This window comes from Agrobacterium salinitolerans (genome assembly GCF_002008225.1).
GTDB classification, from domain to species: Bacteria; Pseudomonadota; Alphaproteobacteria; order Rhizobiales; family Rhizobiaceae; genus Agrobacterium; species Agrobacterium salinitolerans.
Genome location: NZ_MRDH01000027.1, coordinates 195,922 through 217,215 on the forward strand (window position 1 = coordinate 195,922; position 21,294 = coordinate 217,215).

The window sequence follows — 21,294 nt, forward strand, 5'->3', positions numbered from 1 at the left end:
AAATTATTGTCATTTTTATAAAAATGGCTATCGTTAAAAATCGCCCTAGCGTGTGAAATTGTCATTTGTCGTGATATTGCGCTGCAAAAAGAACCGCCATACGCCCCTGCCGCGGTGAGGGAAATCACCGCGGAAAAGGCCGGTTAACGGCGGAAATGAGGCGCGTTTTTCTGCGATTGAACTAACCTTGGGTTGCATTGCTCTGCATGCGCCGCGATTTGACCATTCCGAGAATTTTCCCGAGCAGCGCCCGTTCAGTCAGCAGGATCAGCACCGCATAGATGACGCCACCCACGGCAGCGCCGATGAGAACCTGAAGCGTGGCATTGGGAACGCGCTCAGCCAGAACGTGAAGCAGATAACGCACCGCACCGGCCATGATCAGCGCCGCGATCATCGGCCGGCTGCTGACATAAAGGCCGCGGAAGAAGGGTGTATCGCTTGCCTTGAACACCGCCCAGGAATAGGCGACCAGCGTTACCGCATTGACGATGCAGAGCCAAACCATCGCGTCGATTAGGGTGCCATAAAGCGCGGCAAGCCAGACCGCGACGGTGGTGACGATGGCGCGGATCGTCGCCGACCAGAACAGCACGCGGCCGTAACCTGCTCCCTTCAAATACGGGATGAAGGTGCTGCACGGCGTCAGAATGGCCTTCGACAGGGCGAGCAGGCCGAGAACGGGCCAGGCATAGGCCCAGTTCTGCCCGAAGATGACAAGCATGGCCGGCTCCGCCACGGCCCAGAGGCCGAACATCATCGGTGCCAAAAGCACGGTCAGCACCTGCGTACTGAACATCAGCGCATCGCGCCGGCGCTGCGGATCGTCCATCATGCGGCTGAAGGCGGGAAACAGGACACCCATGACAGCCGACAGAACCACCTGGTTGGGAATGCTGGCAAAGCGGTTGGAGGCGGAATAGGCGCCGGCATCCGCCAGCCCAAGATGCCGGGCAATGACCACCATCGGTGACTGGAAGGTAACGAAATTGGCGATTTCCGAGCCCATCAGCCCCGAACTGAAGCCGAGAAGCGGCACCAGTCGGCGCGGTTTCATGACGAAGCGCGGGCAATAGCGGGAAACGGCATAAAGCCCGACAAGCCGGATGAGGGCTGCGGCAAAAAGCTGGATGATCAGCGCCCAGACGCCGAAACCCATGAAAGCAAGTGCGACCGCGACAATGGCCGCGATGCTTTCCGATGCCATGCTCCACAGCGCGTCCTTGCTGAAATTCATCCGTCGCGCCAGCAGCGAATAGGCGACATCACCGGCAAGCTGCAGCGGGATGAGAAATGCCATGATGCGCAGCAGATAGGCGCTTTCCACCGCACCCAGCAGTTCGCCGAAAAATTCCGCGAAGATGTAGAGGACGGCGGCCATTGTGCAGGAGATGGCGAGATTGGCCCAGAAGACGGTATGGATCGTTTCCATATCCTCTTCCTTCTCGACGATAAGGGCGGACGTCAGGCCCGCCCCGGCGATCATGGTCAGGAACTGTACAACCGTAAGTCCTACCGCCACCACCCCGAATTCTTCCGGCGTGAGGAGACGAGCGAGAATTGGGACCGTGACAAATTTAAGCCCGAATGTCCCTGTTTTTGATAAAACGCTCCAGCCGACATTCGTGGTGATGGTCTTTACATTTGGCGCTGGGGGCATACAAGCATCCTGTTTCTGGAGGCCGGCGGGAGGAAGCCGGTTGGGAGTTGCCGATACCATCGGGGCCGCTTTTAGGATCGGGCCCGACACTTCTTGATCAACGCAAGGGGCGAAACAATGGCAAGGTTTACTGTCGTCATTCCCTACTACCAAAAGCAGCACGGTGTCTTGGGACGTGCACTCGCATCGGTTTTTGCGCAGACCTACCAGGACTTCGATCTTGTCATCGTCGATGACGAATCGCCATACCCGATCGATCAGGAACTTGCGGAACTTTCGCAGGGTGAGAAAGACCGGATTCTTGTCATTAAGCAGGCCAATGCCGGCCCGGGCGGCGCGCGTAACACCGGTCTCGACCATGTGCCTGGCGGCACCGACTACGTTGCCTTTCTCGATTCCGACGATATCTGGACGCCAGATCATCTGCAGAATGCGGCCTTCGCACTAGAGACTTACGACGGCGATTGCTACTGGGCATCGATGCAGGCAAGTGACGAATTTTATTATCATTTTGCCATTTCCGAGTTGGAGAAAAATGAGGGCGCGGCACGGCTTTCCGAGAAGCCTCTGGTGATCGAGCTGCCGGATCTCGCAAGTGTGATGCTACGCAACTGGAGCTTCCTGCATCTCTCCTGCATGGTAATCGGCCGTCCTCTTTTTGAGAAAATCCGCTTCGATCCGGCGCTCAGACTGGCGGCGGAAGACGTGCTGTTTTTCTGCGATTCCATCCTCGCATCGAAGCGGACGCTGCTCTGTGACGATGCCGGTGCGATGCGCGGAATGGGCGTCAATATCTTCCACAGCATCGACAATACCTCGCCGGAATTCCTGCGCCAGCAGTTCAATACCTGGGTGGCGCTCGATACGCTGGAGGGGCGTTTTTCACGCCGGCCGGACGATGTCGCCTCCATTGCGTCCTATAAAAACACGGCGCGCAAACAGGCGCTGTGGAGCCAGGCGGGCAACTTGAAACGGCGAAAGGCGCCCGAATTCGGACTGTTGTTGAAGTGGGCGATGCGTGATCCGGCACTGCTGCGTGCTGCTTTCGAACTCGGCGCCGGAAAAATCGTCCGCCCGCGATGAGCGAATTCTCGCCCGCAAGAATTTATATGTTTTTCACCCAGGAGTGACCTCATGAAACCTTACCACTGGGAATCTCATCACGGAAATTTCGGTGACGATCTCAATCTGTGGCTGTGGGACTTTTTGCTTCCGGGCCTGCGCGATGTGCATGACGATGTCATGCTCGTCGGAGTCGGCACTGTCCTGAACGATGTTCTTTTGCCGGGAAAACAGCGCAAGCTGGTGATCGGCAGCGGTTATGGTTACGGCGCGGTGCCGGATACCAGCACCGAATTCTGGGACATTCGCTGCGTGCGCGGCGAAAAAACTGCCGCCAAGCTCGGGCTCGCGCCCGAAAAAGGCATTGTCGATCCCGCCGTCATGGTCACCGAGATGCCCGATTTCAAAGACCTGCCGAAACTTTACAAGAAGACCTTTGTTCCGCACTGGGAATCGGCGGAATTCGGCATGTGGGAAACGGTCTGCGAGCCGGCAGGCCTCACCTATCTCGACCCGCGCGGCGAGGCGAAAGCTGTCATCCGCGCCATTGCCCAATCGGAATTCATCGTGGCTGAATCCATGCATGGTGCAATCCTTGCCGATGCCTTCCGCGTGCCGTGGGTCGCGGTCAGCACCTCGCCGTCGATCAACAGCTTCAAATGGAGCGATTGGGCCGGCAGCGTCGGTGTCGACTATCAGCCGCGCTATGTGCCGGTTTCGACCCGCGCCGAGGCGGCGAAAAAGGGCTCGCGCTTCTGGGGTATGAGCTTCCCGCCGCCGCCCGGCCCCGCCATTGCCGAGGCCGGTTCCGTTCCGGTGCATGAAGGTCCGGCGCATGAGGGTGACGTGCTGGTCCGGCCGCAGGAAACGCAGTCCCGGTCATTGCGCAAATTGGCCAAGCAGGTGCTGGCCGCGCCTTCCACGCTGGCGCTCTGGCAGGCAAGCCGCGCGGAGCCGCGTCTCAGCCCGGATGGCCGGCTGGAAGAGCGCAAGGAGCGTTTCGCCGCCGTTCTGGAAACGGTGAAGCGGGATTATCTCTGAGGGCGAAGAGTGGATGCGGCAGGGAGTTTTCTGCCGCCTTCGCATGAGGATGCCATCCTCTAGGGTCTCTATCGTCATGCTCGGTCCTGTCCCGAGCATCTGCAACCGACCGATCATACGATACGTGAGTAGATCCTCGGGGCAAGCCCGAGGATGACGGCGAGAAATTGGCGGAGGTCGCCTTTTCCCTTACGAAACCGGCGTGCCGTCCAGCAGATAACGCACATCACGCACCGGTGGCGATTTGCGGAAGCGGGCAGTCTTGTCGCTCCAGATGCCGCGCGTGATGGCGGGCAGGGCGGGGAGGCGCGCAAGGGCGTGGCTTAACGCGCCGCCCATGCCTTTCTGCTTTTTCGTATCGAGAAAATGGCGAAGCTCGAATTTGGCGCGGATATGTTTTTCATGTTCGCGCAGGATCGCTGTTTCCTCTGCCGAAAGCCGGCAACCAGCGAGAATGGCTTTGTCCGCCTCGTATAAGCGGCGAAGATCTTCGGTGCGATGGCGGCCGCTCAGCGAGTTGCCGCGCACGATCGCGCCGTAACCGCAATGGTGGATGACCTTGTAGCGCGCGCCGGCGGCCAGCGCCCGCACGTAAAGCTCGTAATCTTCGCCAAGCCTCAGAGCCTCGTCATAACGCAGCGCATGTTTGTCGAGAAAAGAGCGGCGTATCACCGGTTTCAGAAATCCGGTTTCTCCGCGCTCCACGCCGGGCCTGGAAATATTGCCCTCGACGAATTCCGTGAGCGATAAAAACCGCGCCTGCGGCTCGAAACGGGCCGGCTGCATGGAGGAAGCGCCGGAAACCGATTGCTGGATGAAAGCGATATTGTCAGCTACGAGATCCCAGTCGTCATCGGTCAGCATGGCAGTGAAGCGACCCCTGAAGAAGAAGTCGTCCGCATCGAGAATGCTGATGAGCGGGGCAGATGAAATCGAAATCGCGTGGTTGCGCGCGGCCGAAGGACCGCGATTCACATCGAACCGCACGACCCGCAAACGGCCTGTGCCATCATCCGCCGCATGCGCCACGTCGCTTGTCGTGTCGGTGGAGCCATCGTCGATAACCACGACTTCCCCGACCTCGGGCTCCGCAAGGGCGGAGCGAATGGCGATATCGATGGTTTCAGATGCGTTTTTCGCAGCGATGATGACGCAAATGGGCTGTGAACCGCTCACCATGTGGTGTCCTTCTGCTTTGATCAACCGTCAGGATTTGGCCAGCAGAAAGTGTCAGGCGTATGGATGCAAGCGATTTTTTGCGGCGCAATAAAAGAAGCTGCGTAAAAGCTTACATATCGGTGAGTTTGGCGCCGTGCGGCGGGGCGCTTTTTGCCGGTTCCGCCGCCATGGTCTCGGCGCTGCGATCACGCGAAAAGGTTTCCCGCATCCGCCGTTTTTCTCGGGCGACGAGAACCAGAATTCCAATAAAATAGCCGATTTGCAGAATGACTGCACAGATGAGCGTCTGGATGAATGCGGTATAGAATGATCCGTGGATGAAATACGTGCCAACCGCAAAGGCAAGCAATGCACCGATCATGCTGAAAAAGACACGAGGTGCATACATGGTGCTCTCCTCCCGAGAACGATTTCTCCATTTTTGGCTGCGCTGCGGCATTTTTTTTCTTTGCAAGAAATATACGATGAGACCGGTGCTGTTTCAACACACATATATAGTTCTTCTAACGGTTGCGGCATGAAATTTCGGTAATCTGGATTGGTAAATTCCTCCATAACTGCCGATTCGCGCCGATCAGGCCTGCCTGACGACACCGGCTCCTGCGTCTGGAAGCGCCAGAACTGTGCTGCGGGCGGCCCTTGCGGGTTGTCTGTCACGCTCTGCAGACTTCGTTAACCATCTCGCCTTTAAAAAGTCGGTATTGATTCCTCGAAGAGCAGGGTGCCCGCGTGACGACGAGTTCAGAAGTAATCGCCTTTCCGGCAAAGAACCGCATTGCCGACGTAAAACGATGTGCAACCATGCTCGACCGGCTGCATGGTGTGGAGGCGAATGATTTCTGGCGCAGGGAGTGCCGTGAACTGGCCGCCCGTTTGACGGCGCTTGGCTATGAGGACGCCGCCATGCGGCGCGAGGTCATGGAATTTCAAAACGCCGTGCAGGCTGAATTGTGGGCGGGGGACGCCACGCCCGAGGCACGCCGCGACAGCCATTGATGGTTCTTTTTCTTCAATAAAAAAGCCGGCGGGTTATAAACCAGCCGGCTTTTTGTTGGTTCCGTACGCCTCAGGAGGCGCTAGCGGCGCCGCGCGTGCGGGCAACGCCATCCAGTGCGGGCTTGTATTTAGGATCGAGTCGCGCCGCATGCGCATAGGACTTGGCAGCCTTGGCCATCTCACCGCGGCGCTCATAGACCAGCGCCTGGTTGGCCCAGGATTCCGCCACATTACCATCAAGCGAAATCGCGTGGTTGAAATCGGCGAAGGCGTTTTCATCGTCGTTCAGCGCGACATAAGAAAGGCCGCGGCCATTATAGGGCTCGGGCGACGTCGATGACAGCGAGATCGCCTTGGAGAAGTCCTCGATGGCCTGGGCATGCTGGTTGCGCAGCTGGTAGATCAGGCCACGATTGTGCCAGGCGCGCCCGTCGGTTGTTTCCAGCTCGATGGCGCGGGAGAAATCGTTGAAGGCTTCGTTCACGCGGCCGGACTGGCGGTAAAGATTGCCACGGCCGATGAGCGCCACATCGTAGCTCGGATTGATCTGCAGGGCAGCGTTGTAGTCCTGAAGGGCCTGTTGCTGCTGGCCGCTATTGCGGTAAACCAGCGCGCGGTTGGCATAGGCCTGGTAAAAGCGCGGGTTCAGCTGCAGCGCCTTGTTGAAATCCTCGATGGCGCGGCGCGAATCGCCGGCGCGGCCGTAGGCCGAACCGCGAACATTGTAACCTTCAGGGTCCTGCGGATTGGCGTTGATGACCGAGGTGAGCGAGGCGATGTTTTCCTGCGAGCCCTGGGCGCGGTCGATCCGGAACACATCTTCCGTCTGGTTGGATGTCGCACAGCCGGAAAGACCGGCAAGGATGGTGCAGACGACCAGAGAAGCGCGGAACCCTCTGTTGTTTTTCAGTGGCAACCGGCGCGCAGAGGCATCGGCGTTTTTCACAACACAGGCGTCGACAGCGATCATTCGGTGTGGGTTCCCTCGCAGGCCGGTCTCACGATCGTTCTCAAGAACATTCTCCGGCCACAAACACAAAAAGCGGCGGCGAATTGATCGCCCCCGCCCAACAAGCATTCAAAAACGTCCAAAAGACGGCCTATTAACGGCCTGCGCGGGGGCCTGCAACCAGACCTTCGCGCTGTGCACGCTTGCGTGCCAGCTTGCGAACGCGGCGAACGGCTTCAGCCTTTTCGCGGGCGCGCTTCTGGGAGGGCTTTTCGTAATAATCGCGCATTTTCATTTCACGGAAAATGCCTTCGCGCTGCATCTTTTTCTTGAGGGCGCGAAGCGCCTGATCAACGTTATTGTCGCGGACTAGTACCTGCACGTTAAACCCGTTCCTTTAGTTTGGTTATCTTGCTGTGAGAATAAAGGCATTCGCACGCAAACGAAAAATGGTTCGTCCGGCTGTCCAGCTGGGCGATTGGTGACGTGCAATAACAGATCATTTGCGCCAAGTCCAGCCGGTAGCGCATAATCCGCCTGCAAAATACGGGCTGTCCCGCGTTCGTCCCGCAATGTCGAAACAAAATCATTGCGACGTCGCAAAATGAATATTGCCTCCCCTCCCGATTTGCCATGTGTATGATATGGGCCGGGACTATCTTTACGGCCTCTGGCCGGTTCTTGAGGAGCAGATTGCGAATGCGCAAATATTCCGTTTTTGCCGTGGCGCGTGAGGCGCTCAGGGGTCATAAGGGGTGGGATGCGCAATGGGCCTCGCCCGAACCGCGCAAGGACTATGATGTCATCATCATCGGTGGTGGCGGACATGGTCTCGGAGCGGCCTATTACCTTGCCAAGGAACACGGCATTACCAATGTCGCAGTTTTGGAAAAAGGCTGGCTTGGCGGCGGCAATACGGGCCGCAACACCACCATCATCCGCTCCAACTATCTCTATGAAGAGAGCATGGATATTTACGAGCATTCCCTGAAACTGTGGGAAGGCCTGAGCCAGGATCTCAATTACAACGTCATGTATTCGGCGCGCGGCGTGATGATGCTGTCGCACAATATTCACGACCGGCAGTCCTTCAGCCGCCATATCAATGCCAACCGACTTTATGGCATCGACAATGAATGGCTGACGCCGGAGCAGGCGAAAGCCTATTGCCCGCCGCTCGATATCTCAGGCAATGCGCGGTATCCGATCAATGGCGCAGCGCTCCAGCGCCGCGGCGGCACGGCTCGCCACGATGCGGTGGCCTGGGGTTATGCCCGTGCGGCCTCCGACCGCGGCGTGCACATCATCCAGAACTGCGAGGTCACGGGTATTCGCCGTGGGCCGGACGGAGCGGTGACGGGTGTGGAGACCAATCGCGGTTTCATCGGCGCGAAAAAAATCGGGGTTTCCGCCGCCGGCCACTCCTCCGTCATCATGAAAATGGCTGATGTCCGCGTTCCCCTGCATTCCAATCCGTTACAGGCACTGGTGTCGGAGCCGCTGAAGCCGATCTTCCCCTGCGTGGTCATGTCCAACACGGTGCACGCCTATATTTCGCAGTCCGACAAGGGCGAGCTGGTGATCGGTGCTGGCACCGACCAGTATAATTCCTATTCGCAGACCGGTGGTTTGCAGATCATCACCCATACGCTCGACGCCATCTGCGAACTCTTCCCGATTTTCCGCCGTGTGAAGATGATGCGCCAATGGGGCGGCATCACCGACAACACACCCGACCGCTCCGCCATCCAGAGCGTGACGCCGGTGCAAAACCTCTTCGTCAATTGCGGTTGGGGCACGGGTGGCTTCAAGGCGACGCCGGGTTCGGCCAATCTCTTCGCGCATCTCATCGCCCGCGGTGAACCGCATCGCCTGGCGGCCGGGCTGACGCTCGACCGGTTCCGTACCGGCCGCCTGATCGATGAGGCTGCCGCTGCCGCGGTGGCGCATTGATGCTGGCGGCGGCCATGCTTGCGATCAACATATCAGGCGCGGTTGCGGCCGTGCCCGCCGGCAGCGCCATTCCCGAGGCCAGGGATTTTCGCAGTCAGAAGATTGCGAAGATGCAGGGCGAGAAAGACTGGCCGTTCGCGGCGGAAAAAGGCCTGCTTCTCTGTGCTCCCAGTCTCGCAAACAAGATGGTTTATTTTGTCGGCGAGAAGGAGGATGGCGAGCAGGATTACCCTTTCGCGATCGATACCGACATGATGGCGGTCGCCATCGTCAATATGGGCCGGGCCTCGGCGCTGCGTCCCTTCGATAATTTCGAGCAGCTTTTAAAGCGGCTTTCCCCTTTCGTAGCCATGGGAAAGCGGCTGTGTGACCAACCCGCCGGAACCATACTTCCGGAAAACTCTCTCTAGGTGGAGCGACGATGCTTCTGATCCATTGCCCCTATTGTGGGGAAGACCGTTCCGAACTGGAATTCCGCTGGTCGGGCGAAGCCCATATCGCGCGTCCGACAAACATTGCCGATATCTCCGATGAGGCCTTCGCGGGATATTTCTTCATTCGCGACAATGACAAGGGCCTTGTTTTCGAGCGCTGGCGTCACATTCACGGCTGCGGCCGCTTCTTCAACGCCGCCCGCGATTCAGTCAGCGACAAGTTCTTGATGACCTACAGGGCGGGCGAACCGAAACCGGATACTGAGACGGTCCTTTCCGCAGAAAAGGGAGCCGGGCAATGAGCGGCGATTATCGTATAAAGGGTGCCGGCCGGCTGACCCCGGCCAGAACCGCCCGTTTCACCTTCGACGGCAAGATCTATCCGGCGTTGGAAGGCGATACCGTCGCGTCGGCGTTGCTGGCCAATGGCGTGCATCTGATTGGCCGCTCGTTCAAATATCACCGCCCGCGTGGTTTCCTGTCCGCCGGGCCGGAGGAACCGAATGCGCTGATCGACGTCTCCCGCGACAGCCTGCGCAAGCAACCCAACGTGCGCGCCACGGTGCAGGAAGTCTTCGACGGCGCGATCATCGCCTCGCAGAACCGTTTCCCGTCGCTCTCCTTCGATCTGAGCGCCGTCAACGATCTTCTCTCGCCGATGTTCGCAGCGGGCTTTTATTATAAGACCTTCATGTGGCCGAAGGCCGCCTGGCATAAGATTTACGAACCGCTGATCCGCCGCGCCGCTGGTCTCGGAAAAGCGCCGAGCGAGCCGGATGCGGATCATTATTCCGGCCGTTATGCCCATTGCGACGTGCTGGTGGCCGGCGCCGGCGTCGCCGGCCTGACGGCGGCGCTTGCCGCGGCAAAAACCGGTGCCAGCGTCATTCTGGTGGATGAAAATGCCGAAGTCGGCGGCGCGCTGCGCTTCGACACCGGTGCGGTGATCGACGGCCTGCCCGGCTATGAGTGGGCGCAGAAGGTTCTTGCCGAACTGCAATCCATGCCCAACGTCCGGGTTCTGACCCGCACGACGGCCTTCGGTTACTACAACCACAATTTCGTGGCGCTGGCGCAGCGCGTCACCGACCATCTCGCCACGCCCGCCAGACACCAGCCGCGTGAGCGGCTGTGGCAGGTGCGCGCCAAGAAGGTCGTGCTCGCGGCAGGCGCGATCGAGCGCCACATGGTTTTCGCCAATAATGACCGCCCCGGCATCATGCTGGCTTCGGCGGCCCGCACCTATCTCAACCAGTACGGCGTCGCCGTCGGTCACAATGTCGGTGTCTACACTGCGCATGATTCGGCCTATGAGACGGCCTTCGACCTGAAGAAGGCGGGCGTGAAGATCGCCGCCATCGTCGATTGCCGCGAAAATCCGGACCAGCGTCTGCTGGACGAGGCCCGGGCGCTCGGCATCGAGGTGCTGGCGGGCCACAGCGTCTACAACACCGCCGGCCGCCTGCGCGTCTCTTCCATGACCGTTGGCCGCAATGGCGTCTCCAACAAGCGCAAGATCGCCATCGATGCGCTTGTCGTTTCCGCCGGCTGGACACCGTCGGTGCATCTCTTCTCGCAATCGCGCGGCAAGCTGAAGTTTGACGCGGCTAATCAGCGTTTCCTGCCTGATATCCATGTGCAGAACTGCGTCTCCATCGGCGCCTGCAACGGCACGGACGATCTTTCCGCGATCATTGCCGAAGCGGCAGCTGCTGGGGGCGGTTCGGTGGAATTCTCCGGCGAAAATGCCCGGGCATGGACGGGCGGCATGATCGGTGCGGCCGAAGGCGCGGGTGAGGGCACCGGCGTCAAGGCCTTCATCGATTTCCAGCACGATGTCTGCGCCAAGGATATCCGCCTTGCCGTGCGCGAGGGCATGCATTCCGTCGAACACATCAAGCGCTTCACCACCAATGGCATGGCGTCCGATCAGGGCAAGATGTCGAACATGCATGGCCTCGCCATCGCATCGGAAGCGCTCGGCCGGGATTTGCCCAAGGTCGGTCTCACCACCTTCCGCCAGCCCTATACGCCGGTCACCTTCGGCACGCTCATCAACCATTCGCGCGGTGCGCTGTTTGACCCCACCCGCAAGACGCCGATGCACGAGGAAGAGCTGGCGGCGGGTGCGGTGTTCGAAGATGTCGGCAACTGGAAACGCGCGTGGTTCTTCCCGCGTGCGGGTGAGGACATGCATGAGGCGATCAACCGCGAATGCAAGACGGTGCGGACAAGCGTGGGCGTGTTCGATGCCTCCACACTCGGCAAGATCGAGGTGGTCGGCCCGGATGCGGCGAAATTCCTGAACCTCATCTACACCAATGCTTGGGATACGCTGAAACCCGGCCGGTGCCGTTATGGTATCATGACGCGCGAAGACGGCTTCGTTTACGATGACGGCGTCGTCGGGCGTCTGGCCGAGGACCGTTTCCATGTCACGACGACGACGGGCGGCGCGCCGCGCGTTCTCCAGCATATGGAAGATTATCTTCAGACCGAATTCCCCGATCTCAATGTCTGGCTCACCTCGGCCACCGAGCAATGGGCTGTCATTGCCGTGCAGGGGCCGAAGGCGCGCGAGGTTATCGCGCCCTTCGTCGAGGGCATCGACCTGTCGCCCGAAGCCTTCCCGCATATGGCGGTGGCCGAGGGCAAGTTCTGCGGCGTGCCGACGCGGCTTTTCCGCGTCTCCTTCACCGGCGAACTCGGTTTCGAAATCAATGTGCCTGCCGATTATGGCGCAGCCGTCTGGTCCGCGATCCGCGACAGGGCGGAAGCCGTTGGCGGTTGCCTTTATGGCACCGAGACCATGCATATCCTGCGTGCGGAAAAGGGCTATATCATCGTCGGTCAGGACACGGACGGTACGGTGACCCCTGACGATGCCGGGCTTGCCTGGGCCGTTTCCAAGAAGAAGACGGATTTCGTCGGCATTCGCGGCCTGAAACGCATTGACCTGACGCGCACCGGCCGCAAGCAGCTCGTCGGTCTGAAGACGAAAGACCGACTGACCGTGCCTGACGAAGGCGGACAGATCGTTGCCGATCCGAACCAGCCGAAGCCGATGACCATGCTCGGCCATGTCACTTCGGCCTACTGGTCGGAAAATCTCGGCCATTCCATCGCTTTTGCGCTGGTGGCGGATGGCAGGGCGCGCATGGGTGAAACGCTTTATATTCCGCTTGCCGATAAAACCATTGCCGTCGAAGTGACCGACATGGTCTTCCTCGACAAGGAAGGAGCCCGTCTCAATGGCTGACATGCTGCACGCAAAACGCAAATCCGTGCTTGAGGATTTTCACGGCGGCTCGCCTTTCGTTTCGCTGAAAACCGCCGCCTCCGCCTCGCGGCTGTCTCTGCGGGCGCGGGAAAGTGCCGTACCGGCGCTCTCGGAGGCACTCGGCCTTGCTCTGCCCACCAACCCGAAAGGCTCCGTCACGTCGGGTCTGCGCTCGGCTCTATGGCTTGGCCCGGATGAATGGCTGGTGATCGATCAGGGTGAAAGCGACCTGATGGCTGCGCTTGCCGGCGTCTCCGGGCTGTTTTCCGCAACCGATGTTTCCCACCGCAACACGGCCGTCATCGTCTCCGGCCCAGGCGCGGAAGCAGCACTCAATGCCGGCTGCCCGCAGGACCTGTCTCCGGCACAGTTCCCGGTGGGCGCCTGCTCACGCACGGTTTTCGGTAAGGCGGAAGTGGTGCTGCTGCGCACGGCGGACGATACGTTCCGGGTGGAATGCTGGCGTTCCTTTGCCGAATATGTCGGCGGGCTGTTGCAGGAGGCGGCCGGGGACGTGGCGGTTTAACCCGCCATCCAGCCTCGCCATTCCACCCATCGCCCATGGAAATCGGCCCGGCCGATTTCCTGCTTCTCGCCGGTCGGCCAGATCTGAAGGGTAATGGCGGCGCTGCCCGGCGTCGCGTCTGCCTCCATTTGCAGCCGGGCAAGCGGGGCATCCGGCGTAGCGCGGGTTCCAGCTTCGCTAATTACAGCCTCGCCGGCCTCCTTCAACGCATCGGGCAGATATTGCCAGGCGACTGAGTGATAGACGACGTGGACAGCACCCGGATATTGCCTGGCAAGGCGGCGTTTCAGCCAGTCGACCGCGTCCGCCTTCTCGACATGCAGACCATGTTCTACGGCTATCCGCAGGGCGGCGGCGGTTCGCTGCAGCCTGTCTGTCTGATCGGCCCAGACATAGGACATCAGCCGCAGGCGATCTTCGGCGGAAGACGGGTCGAGCGGGTTGAGATCGCAGCCGGCGCGCTCGATAACCTCGATCCGGCCATCCGGCGGGGTGTTGCCGCGCCATTCCGGAGACAGGAAGACATCGGATTGTTCGCCCCAGGTGAGGCCGCCGAGGCGATATCGGTAACGGTCGAATTGCAGGTTGAGCCCGGCGCTCGCTCCCACCTCCGACAGCACGAGCGGCTTGCCGGTCAGCGCCGCTATCGAAAGAAAGCCCGGCAGCAGAACGGCGGAACGGCGAACCTCGTTGGTCTGCGGCGGTGATTTCAACCTTGCGAGGATGAAGGGCGAATGAAAACGAAGGGCGCTGGCGCAGGCCTGCCAGAGCGCTTCTTCGTCTTCCGGCGCAATATCGGCAAGCGGCGCGATCTTTTCCTCGATGGCGAGCGCATGCAGGGCGCCCGCCAGCCGCAGGGGAACGGAATCACCGGAGGGGCCGACATCGCCGGGCCAGGACAGGATTGTCTCCCCCACTTCCGTCTGGCGGTCGAGCCTTGCGGCCACGGCGCGACAAAGCCGTGCGGTAAAGGGAGAGCCGAGGCTGTCGCAGGCCTTTGCCTGCACGAGAAACGCGTTCCTTACGGCTTCGTCATGCATGCGGTCTCTCCCTTTTTGCGTTCAGGCGTCTTCCGGCCTGTCTTCCGGGTTGAACTGGCTGATGGTGGTCCAGCGGGCGGTAAGCGCCGGCTTTTTTTCGTTTTCGATTTCCACCGTCACGTCATAGGTTGTCATCAGCATGGCCGCACCGCGAAAACGCGCTTCCGCCAGCGTGAAACGGCCGCGCACCCGCGCACCGCTTTTGACCGGCGTCACGAAACGGACGGTATCGAAGCCGTAATTGATGCCCATGGTCTGTTCGCGAATACGGGGCAGGGCGTCGTAATTCAGCGCCGAAAGCAGCGACAGCGTCAGGAAACCATGGGCGATGGTGCCGCCAAAAGGGCTTTCAGCACGGGCGCGCTCGGGGTCCATGTGGATGAACTGTTCATCCAGTGTCGCTTTCCCGAAGGCGTTTATCATCGTCTGGTCGACGGTGATCCAGTCGGAAACGCCCATTTCCGTGCCGACGCGGTCCTTCATGTCGGCCAGCGCAATTTCTTTTGTCATGTTACCTCGTCCGCATTGTTTCCAGGGACTTATACGGCTGGCGACGCGAAGGGATCAACTGCGCAGATAAAACACCACGGAACGGGCGGGCAGGAAGGCGGGATTGCCGAAATCCGTGCCGATCGCATGCCAGCCATCGCCGGGCAGCGTGAAAGGAACGACCTCGCGACCGCGATTGATGAGAACCGCAAGCTCGACCTCGTCGCCCGTTTCCCGGTCCGACGTTGAAAGCACCATGGCGAAGGCGGGTCCATTCGGGCTTTCCCAGTCCGCAATCGTCATGGGCTCCCCGCCCGGAGCAAGCCATGTCACATCGCCGCTGCCGGAAAAGAAGCCGGTCTCGGAAAAGACGCCGAAGCGTTTGCGAAGCGCTGCGAGAAATGCCGTGTGATCGATCAGTTCGGGGACAAGCGAAGACCAGTCGACCCAGGTGATGTCATTATCCTGACAATAGGCGTTGTTGTTGCCATGCTGGCTGCGGCCGCCCTCATCGCCGGCGGTCAGCATCAAGACGCCGCGGCTGACGAACAGGGTGGAAAGCAGCGCCTTCACATCCGCAATGCGGGCGGCGACAATGGCAGGGTCATCCGTCAGGCCTTCGAAACCATTGTTCCAGGAGTGGTTTTCATTGTGGCCGTCGCGATTGTTCTCGCCGTTTTTCTCATTGTGCTTGTGTTCGTGGCTGACGAGATCGAACAGGGTGAAACCATCATGGGCGGCAAGGAAATTGACGCTGCGGCTTTTCAGGCGGCCATGGCGGGAAAAGATCGGCGAGGAGCCGGACAGGGCATTGGCCAGCGCCCCCGTCGTGCCAGCATCTCCACGCCAGAAACGGCGCATGTCATCGCGGGCGCGGTCGTTCCATTCCAGGAAACTTTCTGGGAAATTGCCGAGCTGATAACCGCCGGGGCCGATATCCCAGGGTTCGGCGATCAGCAGGCGGTCGTAAAGCACCGGGTCCGAATGCATCGCGGCCAGCGTCTCGCTCGCCATGTCGAAACCCGCGGCCGTCCTCCCGAGCACCGGCGCAAGATCGAAACGGAAGCCATCCACGCCGGCATTGAGAACGAAATGCCGCAGCGAATCGATGATGAGCTGGCGAACATAGGGGTGGTCGCAGGCAACCGTGTTGCCGGTGCCGGTATCGTTGACCAGCACGCCCGGCTTTCCCGGCGGGTGGCGGAAGGCGGTGAGATTATCGAGACCCCGCAGCGACAGGATCGAGCCTTCGATATCGCTTTCGCCGGTATGGTTGAAGACCAGGTCGAGAACGACGCCGATGCCTTGCGCATGCAGTGCCGCAATCGTGTCGCGCAATTCCCGCACGCCGCCAGGGCAGAGGCGCGGATCGAGTGCCATGAAACCGACGGGATTATAACCCCAGGCATTGGAAAGGCCGAGCGGCGGAAGGTGGCGCTCATCGATCCATGCGGTGATCGGCATCAACTCCACCGCATCGACGCCGATTTTTTTCAGGTGCGCGACAATGGCGGGATGCGCAAGTGCGGCAACGGTGCCCCTGATCTCTTCCGGCACTTCAGGATGCAGCCGGGTGAAGGATTTGACGGCGAGTTCGTAAATCAGCCCGCCTTCGGCAAAAAGCGGCGGTTGACGCCTGACCGGCTCATATTGCGAAAGGATCGCTTTCGGCATGATCCCGCCGGTTTCCGCACCAAAGGCGTAAAGCGCGGGGTCGTGCCGGAAGGGGCGGTCGATCTCCGTGGCATAGGGGTCGAGCAGCAGTTTCGCAGGATCGAACCAGAGGCCGTGTTCAGGGGCGTAAATGCCGTGAGTGCGAAAGCCGTATCGCGTGCCGGGGCCCGCGTCGGAGACGGTTAACCGGTGAACGTCATCTTCACCGCGCGCCATCGGTAAACGCGCCGTTTCTTTTTCGCCCTTCGTATCGAAAAGGCAGAGATCGATCTGCGAGGCGTGCCGGGAGTAGACCGTGAATTCCGTTCCGTTTTCCGTCTGGATTGCGCCTTTGGGGAAAACGGAAGGTGTCTGCATGGTCGGTCTCTCCGAGGGATAGTTGTTTCTTCTTTGTAACGCTAGAAGGTGGCCGGTAGTGGAAGGCGGGTATGCGTCCGCCTATGATCGATGGCGAAACGAAAACCACTCCTCCGTCATGCTCGGGCCTGTCCCGAGCATCTGCTACGCATTGATTGGACGATACGTTGGCAGATCCTCGGCACAAGGCCGAGGATGACGTCGAGTTTGGAGAGTGGTCTGTTACTACTCTCAGACGGCCTTGTGGCCGCCTCCCGTCTTTTCGATTCCGCGCCTCTCCAGCAACCGCTGATGCAACTGGACAAAGCTCTCAGGTAATAACGCTCGGCTCGCTACGGCCGGTATGAGCCTTGATGCCGGCGATGGTATCGGCGACGGAAATCAGATCGGCGAGCGCCGTCTGCGTCTCGATGCCGTGGCGGGCCGCATCCGGCTCGTAACGCTCGACATAAAGGCGAAGCGTTGCACCCGCAGTACCCGTGCCGGAGAGGCGAAGCACGATGCGCGAGCCGCCTTCGAACAGGATGCGGATACCCTGATTTTTGCTGACCGACTGATCGACCGGATCGTGATAGGCAAAATCATCCGCCGCCGCGACCTTCAGATTGCCATAGCTGGTGCCGGGAAGTGTGGCGAGTTTTTCGCGCAGGGTGGCGACCAGCGTGTTCGCAGCATCCGAATCCACTTCCTCATAGTCATGGCGGGAGTAATAGTTGCGGCCATATTCGGCCCAGTGCTTGGTGACGATGTCCTTCACACTTTCCTTGCGGGCGGCGACGATGTTGAGCCAGTAGAGCACGGCCCACAGGCCGTCCTTCTCGCGCACATGGTTGGAGCCGGTGCCGAAGCTTTCTTCACCGCAGATCGTCACCTTGCCGGCATCCATGAGATTGCCGAAGAATTTCCAGCCGGTCGGCGTTTCATACATGCCAAGGCCGAGTTTTTCGGCCACACGGTCCGCTGCCGCACTGGTCGGCATGGAGCGGGCGATGCCGGAAATGCCGGCGGCATAACCGGGGGCCAGTTTCGCATTGGCGGCGATGATGGCGAGACTGTCGGACGGGGTGACGAACATGCCCTTGCCGACAACCATGTTGCGGTCGCCGTCACCGTCGGAGGCCGCGCCGAAATCGGGGCCTTGCGGGCTCATCACATCGTCATAAAGCTCCTTGGCATGGACAAGGTTCGGGTCTGGATGATGGCCGCCGAAATCCGGCAGCGGCGTTGCATTGCGGACGGAGCCTTTCGGCGCGCCGAGACGCTTTTCGAGGATTTCCACGGCATAGGGGCCGGTGACAGCGCTCATGGAGTCGATGACGACCCTGAAGCCGCCAGCGATGAGCGCACGGATGGCGTCGAAATCGAAAAGTTCTTCCATCAGGGTGGCATAGTCTGTGACCGGGTCTATCACCTCGACTGTCAGCTCATCCACCTTGAAGCTGCCGATCTTGTCGAGGTCGATATCGGCGGCATCGGAAATCTTGTAGCTGTCGATGACCTTCGAGCGGGCATATATCGCGTCCGTGATCTTTTCCGGCGCGGGGCCGCCATTGCCGATATTGTATTTGATGCCGAAATCTTCGTTCGGGCCGCCGGGATTATGGCTGGCGGAAAGAACGATGCCGCCGAAGGCCTTGTATTTGCGGATGATGTTGGAGGCGGCCGGCGTGGAGAGAATGCCGCCCTGACCAACCAGCACCTTGCCGAAACCGGCGGCGGCAGCCATTTTGATCGCCTTCTGGATGACTTCGCGGTTGTAATAGCGGCCGTCGCCGCCGATCACCAGCGTCTGTCCTTCAAAGCCTTCAAGCGCGTCGAAGATCGACTGGATGAAGTTCTCGGCGTAATTTTCCTGGGCGAAGATCGGCACCTTCTTGCGCAGGCCTGAAGTGCCCGGCTTCTGGTCCTGATAGGGCTTCGTCTGAACGGTCTTGATCATTGGTTCAATGGCCTTTCGAAATAAGCTGGCTGTAAAGCGCGGCGTAAAGACCGGCGCTCTTTTCCCAGGAAACATCGGATTTCATTCCGAGTTTCTGCATTTGTGTCCACAGTTTCGGGTCGTGGTAATAACGGACGGCCCGGCGGATCGCCTGTTTCAGACCATCGAGCGTGACGGGTGAAAATTGCACGCCGGTCGCCGATTTATTGGCGATGGCGGCATGGTTGGCGTCGATCACGGTATCGGCAAGACCGCCGGTGCGGGCGACGACCGGAATGCAGCCATAACGCAGCGCGTAAAGCTGGGTGAGGCCGCAGGGTTCGAAACGAGAGGGAATGATGATCGCATCGCAGCCCGCCTGCATCAGGTGCGAGAGTGGCTCGTTGTAACCGATAGCGACACCGACGCGGCCATGGTGGCGGGACGCCGCCGCCAGAAGCGCGCCCTCCAGCGCTACTTCCCCCGCGCCCAGCACCACGAGGCGACCGCCAAGGGAAACGATCTCGTCCACGGCTTCCGCCATGAGGTCGATACCCTTTTGCCAGGTGAGGCGGGAGATGATGCAGAAAAGCGGGCTGTCATCATCGTCGATGCGGAAATGTTCGGCGACCGCCTTTTTGTTCAGCGTACGGTTCTTGAGATTGGCGGCTGAATAATTGTCGTGAATCAGGTGATCGGTGGCCGGGTTCCAGACGTCGGCATCGATGCCGTTGACGATGCCGTGCAGCACATGGGCGCGGCTGCCGATGACGCCGTGCAAGCCCATGCCGAATTGCGGGGTGAGGATTTCCTCGGCATAGGACGGGCTGACGGTGCTGAGCGCCGTTGCCGTCTGCAGGCCGCCCTTCAGGAAGCTCACATCGTTGTAATACTCGATGCCTTCCATGCCGAAGGCATGGGCGGGGAGGCCAAGCTTGCTGAAGATATTCGCGCCGAACTGGCCCTGAAAGGCGATGTTGTGGATGGTGAGAAGGCTCGGAATCTCGGGCGTTTCGGCATAACGCATATAGACCGGCGCCATTGCGGCCTGCCAGTCATGGGCATGCACCATATCCGGCCGCCAACCGGGAAGCGCACCGGCGGCGATGCGGGCGGCGGCCAGGGAAAGCGCCGCGAAGCGTTTCCAGTTGTCAGAATAGTCCTTGCCAGTCTGGTCGAGATAGGGGCCGCCGGAGCGCTCGTAATAGGCGGGCGCGTCAAGAATGAGGAGGTTCAGTCCCTCATGCCGCACTTCGAGCACATCGGCTTTTTCGCCGAGCAGATCGGTAAATTCGAAGCATTTGACGGGATCCGTCACGGCGGCTTTCACCGCCGGATATCCGGGTATCAATGTGCGCGTCGTGACGCCATGGGCTTCCAGCGCGATGGGGAGTGCGCCAACAACGTCGGCGAGCCCTCCGGTCTTGATCAGGGGATAGATTTCGGATGAAACCGAAAGGACATTCATGGGCTCTACAGGTCCAGCTTGTCGATCATCGATTGGGTGATAAGGCAAATGCCGTTTTCAGTGCGGCGGAAACGTTTGGCATCCAGTTCTGGGTCTTCTCCTACAATCAGTCCTTCCGGAATGACCACGCCATGGTCGATGACGACATTGCTGAGCTGGGCGTGACGCCCGATCTTCACACTTGGCAGTACTACGGCATTCTCAAGGCGGGAATATGAATTAGCCCGCACACCCGTAAAGAGGAGGCTGCGGTTGAGGGCGGCGCCGGAAATGATGCAATCGCCGGAGACGACCGAAGACACGGCCGAGCCGCGGCGGTTCTCGTCATCGTGCACAAATTTCGCCGGCGGTGTGATTTCCGCATAGGTCCAGATCGGCCAGGATTTGTCGTATATATCGAGGTCCGGCACCACATCCGTCAGGTCGATATTGGCCTGCCAATAGGCATCGATGGTGCCGACGTCGCGCCAGTAGGGGCCATGCTCGAAATCGGAGCGCACGCAGGAATCCGCGAAGCGATGGGCGACGGCTTTGCCGTGCTCGACGATATAGGGAATGATGTCTTTGCCGAAGTCTCGGCTGGAGCTCGGATCGGCGGCGTCGCGGCGCAGCGCTTCCATCAGGAATTTCGTGTGAAAGACGTAGATGCCCATCGAGGCGAGCGCGAAGCCTTCATTGCCGGGAATGCCCGGCGGATCGGCCGGTTTTTCGATGAAATCAATGATCTCGTCTTTTTCATTCACATGCATCACGCCGAAGCCGGTCGCTTCCATGCGCGGCACTTCAAGGCAGCCGATCGTTACATCGGCGCCGGAATCGACATGCTGCTGCAGCATGTATTCGTAATCCATTTTGTAGATATGGTCGCCGGCGAGAATGACCATATATTCCGGCGCATAGGGCTCAATGATGTCGATGTTCTGGTAGACGGCGTCGGCCGTGCCTTCATACCATTGCGTTTCGGAAACGCGCTGGGAGGCCGGCAGAATATCGAAGCTTTCGTTACGCTCGGGACGGAAGAAGTCCCAGCCGCGCTGCAGGTGGCGGATGAGCGAGTGCGCCTTGTATTGCGTGGCGACGCCGATGCGGCGAATGCCGGAATTGAGCGCGTTGGAGAGCGCGAAATCGATGATGCGCGCCTTGCCGCCGAAATAGACGGCGGGTTTTGCCCGGCGGTCCGTCAGCTCCTTCAGGCGGCTTCCTCTGCCGCCTGCGAGGACATAGGCCATTGCATCGCGTGCCAAAGGCTGAACTCTTTTTTCCGACAT

At 60.0% G+C, this 21,294-nt stretch carries 19 protein-coding genes; 8 read left to right on the top strand and 11 right to left on the bottom strand.

The features are described from left to right. Positions 1–181: 181 nt before the first annotated feature. On the bottom strand, positions 182–1,660 hold the full coding sequence (locus BS627_RS19260; RefSeq protein WP_077984780.1) for a lipopolysaccharide biosynthesis protein: 1,479 nt from the start codon (positions 1,658–1,660) through the stop codon (positions 182–184). Positions 1,661–1,777: 117 nt separating this feature from the next. On the opposite strand from BS627_RS19260, the gene BS627_RS19265 reads away from it, so the two are divergent. Together BS627_RS19265 and BS627_RS19270 are read left to right on the top strand one after the other, a co-directional pair. Next, positions 1,778–2,743, top strand: a complete 966-nt coding sequence (locus BS627_RS19265) for a glycosyltransferase family 2 protein (protein ID WP_077984781.1) — start codon at positions 1,778–1,780, stop codon at positions 2,741–2,743. Positions 2,744–2,794: 51 nt separating this feature from the next. Further along, positions 2,795–3,763, top strand: coding sequence for a polysaccharide pyruvyl transferase family protein (locus BS627_RS19270; RefSeq protein ID WP_077984782.1), 969 nt, complete (start codon positions 2,795–2,797; stop codon positions 3,761–3,763). 189 nt (positions 3,764–3,952) lie between these two features. Here BS627_RS19270 and BS627_RS19275 read toward each other — a convergent pair whose 3' ends face one another. Together BS627_RS19275 and BS627_RS19280 are read right to left on the bottom strand one after the other, a co-directional pair. After that, complete coding sequence (locus BS627_RS19275) at positions 3,953–4,942, bottom strand: glycosyltransferase family 2 protein (RefSeq protein WP_077984783.1); 990 nt, start codon at positions 4,940–4,942, stop codon at positions 3,953–3,955. A gap of 109 nt (positions 4,943–5,051) precedes the next feature. Beyond that, positions 5,052–5,330: an exopolysaccharide production repressor protein gene (locus BS627_RS19280; RefSeq protein ID WP_077984784.1), complete on the bottom strand. Its 279-nt coding sequence runs from the start codon at positions 5,328–5,330 to the stop codon at positions 5,052–5,054. Between the two features lie 341 nt (positions 5,331–5,671). On the opposite strand from BS627_RS19280, the gene BS627_RS19285 reads away from it, so the two are divergent. Beyond that, positions 5,672–5,938 (top strand): DUF6074 family protein, encoded by a 267-nt coding sequence (locus BS627_RS19285; protein WP_077984785.1) that lies wholly within the window; start codon positions 5,672–5,674, stop codon positions 5,936–5,938. Between the two features lie 70 nt (positions 5,939–6,008). Here the strand turns inward: BS627_RS19285 and BS627_RS19290 are convergent, their stop codons facing one another. After that, on the bottom strand, positions 6,009–6,908 hold the full coding sequence (locus tag BS627_RS19290; protein ID WP_077984786.1) for a tetratricopeptide repeat protein: 900 nt from the start codon (positions 6,906–6,908) through the stop codon (positions 6,009–6,011). A 133-nt stretch (positions 6,909–7,041) separates the two neighbouring features. Continuing rightward, entirely contained in the window at positions 7,042–7,269 is a 228-nt protein-coding gene (gene rpsU, locus BS627_RS19295) for a 30S ribosomal protein S21 (RefSeq protein ID WP_003508541.1), read from the bottom strand. 317 nt (positions 7,270–7,586) lie between these two features. Between rpsU and BS627_RS19305 the strand changes: the two genes are divergently transcribed. The 5 genes from BS627_RS19305 to BS627_RS19325 are packed head-to-tail and all read left to right on the top strand — an operon-like array spanning position 7,587 to position 13,080. Next, positions 7,587–8,840, top strand: coding sequence for a sarcosine oxidase subunit beta family protein (locus BS627_RS19305; RefSeq protein ID WP_059756984.1), 1,254 nt, complete (start codon positions 7,587–7,589; stop codon positions 8,838–8,840). After that, on the top strand, positions 8,840–9,250 hold the full coding sequence (locus BS627_RS19310) for a hypothetical protein (RefSeq protein WP_165691320.1): 411 nt from the start codon (positions 8,840–8,842) through the stop codon (positions 9,248–9,250). Before BS627_RS19305 ends, BS627_RS19310 begins: the two co-directional genes overlap by 1 nt. 11 nt (positions 9,251–9,261) lie before the next feature. After that, positions 9,262–9,576, top strand: coding sequence for a sarcosine oxidase subunit delta (locus BS627_RS19315; protein WP_077984787.1), 315 nt, complete (start codon positions 9,262–9,264; stop codon positions 9,574–9,576). Further along, positions 9,573–12,533, top strand: coding sequence for a sarcosine oxidase subunit alpha (locus tag BS627_RS19320; RefSeq protein WP_077984788.1), 2,961 nt, complete (start codon positions 9,573–9,575; stop codon positions 12,531–12,533). Before BS627_RS19315 ends, BS627_RS19320 begins: the two co-directional genes overlap by 4 nt. Then, positions 12,526–13,080, top strand: a complete 555-nt coding sequence (locus tag BS627_RS19325) for a sarcosine oxidase subunit gamma (protein WP_077984789.1) — start codon at positions 12,526–12,528, stop codon at positions 13,078–13,080. Before BS627_RS19320 ends, BS627_RS19325 begins: the two co-directional genes overlap by 8 nt. Here the strand turns inward: BS627_RS19325 and BS627_RS19330 are convergent. From BS627_RS19330 to glgC, 6 genes are all read right to left on the bottom strand, one after another. Then, complete coding sequence (locus tag BS627_RS19330) at positions 13,077–14,120, bottom strand: DUF2332 domain-containing protein (RefSeq protein WP_077984790.1); 1,044 nt, start codon at positions 14,118–14,120, stop codon at positions 13,077–13,079. The two genes, BS627_RS19325 and BS627_RS19330, sit on opposite strands and share 4 nt — an antisense overlap. A 21-nt stretch (positions 14,121–14,141) precedes the next feature. Continuing rightward, positions 14,142–14,630: a MaoC family dehydratase gene (locus BS627_RS19335; RefSeq protein ID WP_077984791.1), complete on the bottom strand. Its 489-nt coding sequence runs from the start codon at positions 14,628–14,630 to the stop codon at positions 14,142–14,144. Positions 14,631–14,684: 54 nt separating this feature from the next. Beyond that, complete coding sequence (gene glgX, locus BS627_RS19340; RefSeq protein ID WP_077984792.1) at positions 14,685–16,640, bottom strand: glycogen debranching protein GlgX; 1,956 nt, start codon at positions 16,638–16,640, stop codon at positions 14,685–14,687. A 310-nt stretch (positions 16,641–16,950) separates the two neighbouring features. Next, positions 16,951–18,579 (bottom strand): alpha-D-glucose phosphate-specific phosphoglucomutase, encoded by a 1,629-nt coding sequence (locus tag BS627_RS19345; RefSeq protein WP_077984793.1) that lies wholly within the window; start codon positions 18,577–18,579, stop codon positions 16,951–16,953. Between the two features lie 4 nt (positions 18,580–18,583). Beyond that, complete coding sequence (glgA, locus tag BS627_RS19350; RefSeq protein WP_077984794.1) at positions 18,584–20,026, bottom strand: glycogen synthase GlgA; 1,443 nt, start codon at positions 20,024–20,026, stop codon at positions 18,584–18,586. Positions 20,027–20,031: 5 nt separating this feature from the next. Continuing rightward, positions 20,032–21,294 carry a glucose-1-phosphate adenylyltransferase gene (gene glgC / locus BS627_RS19355; protein ID WP_077984795.1) on the bottom strand — a complete coding sequence of 421 codons (1,263 nt, stop codon included), beginning with the start codon at positions 21,292–21,294 and terminating at the stop codon, positions 20,032–20,034.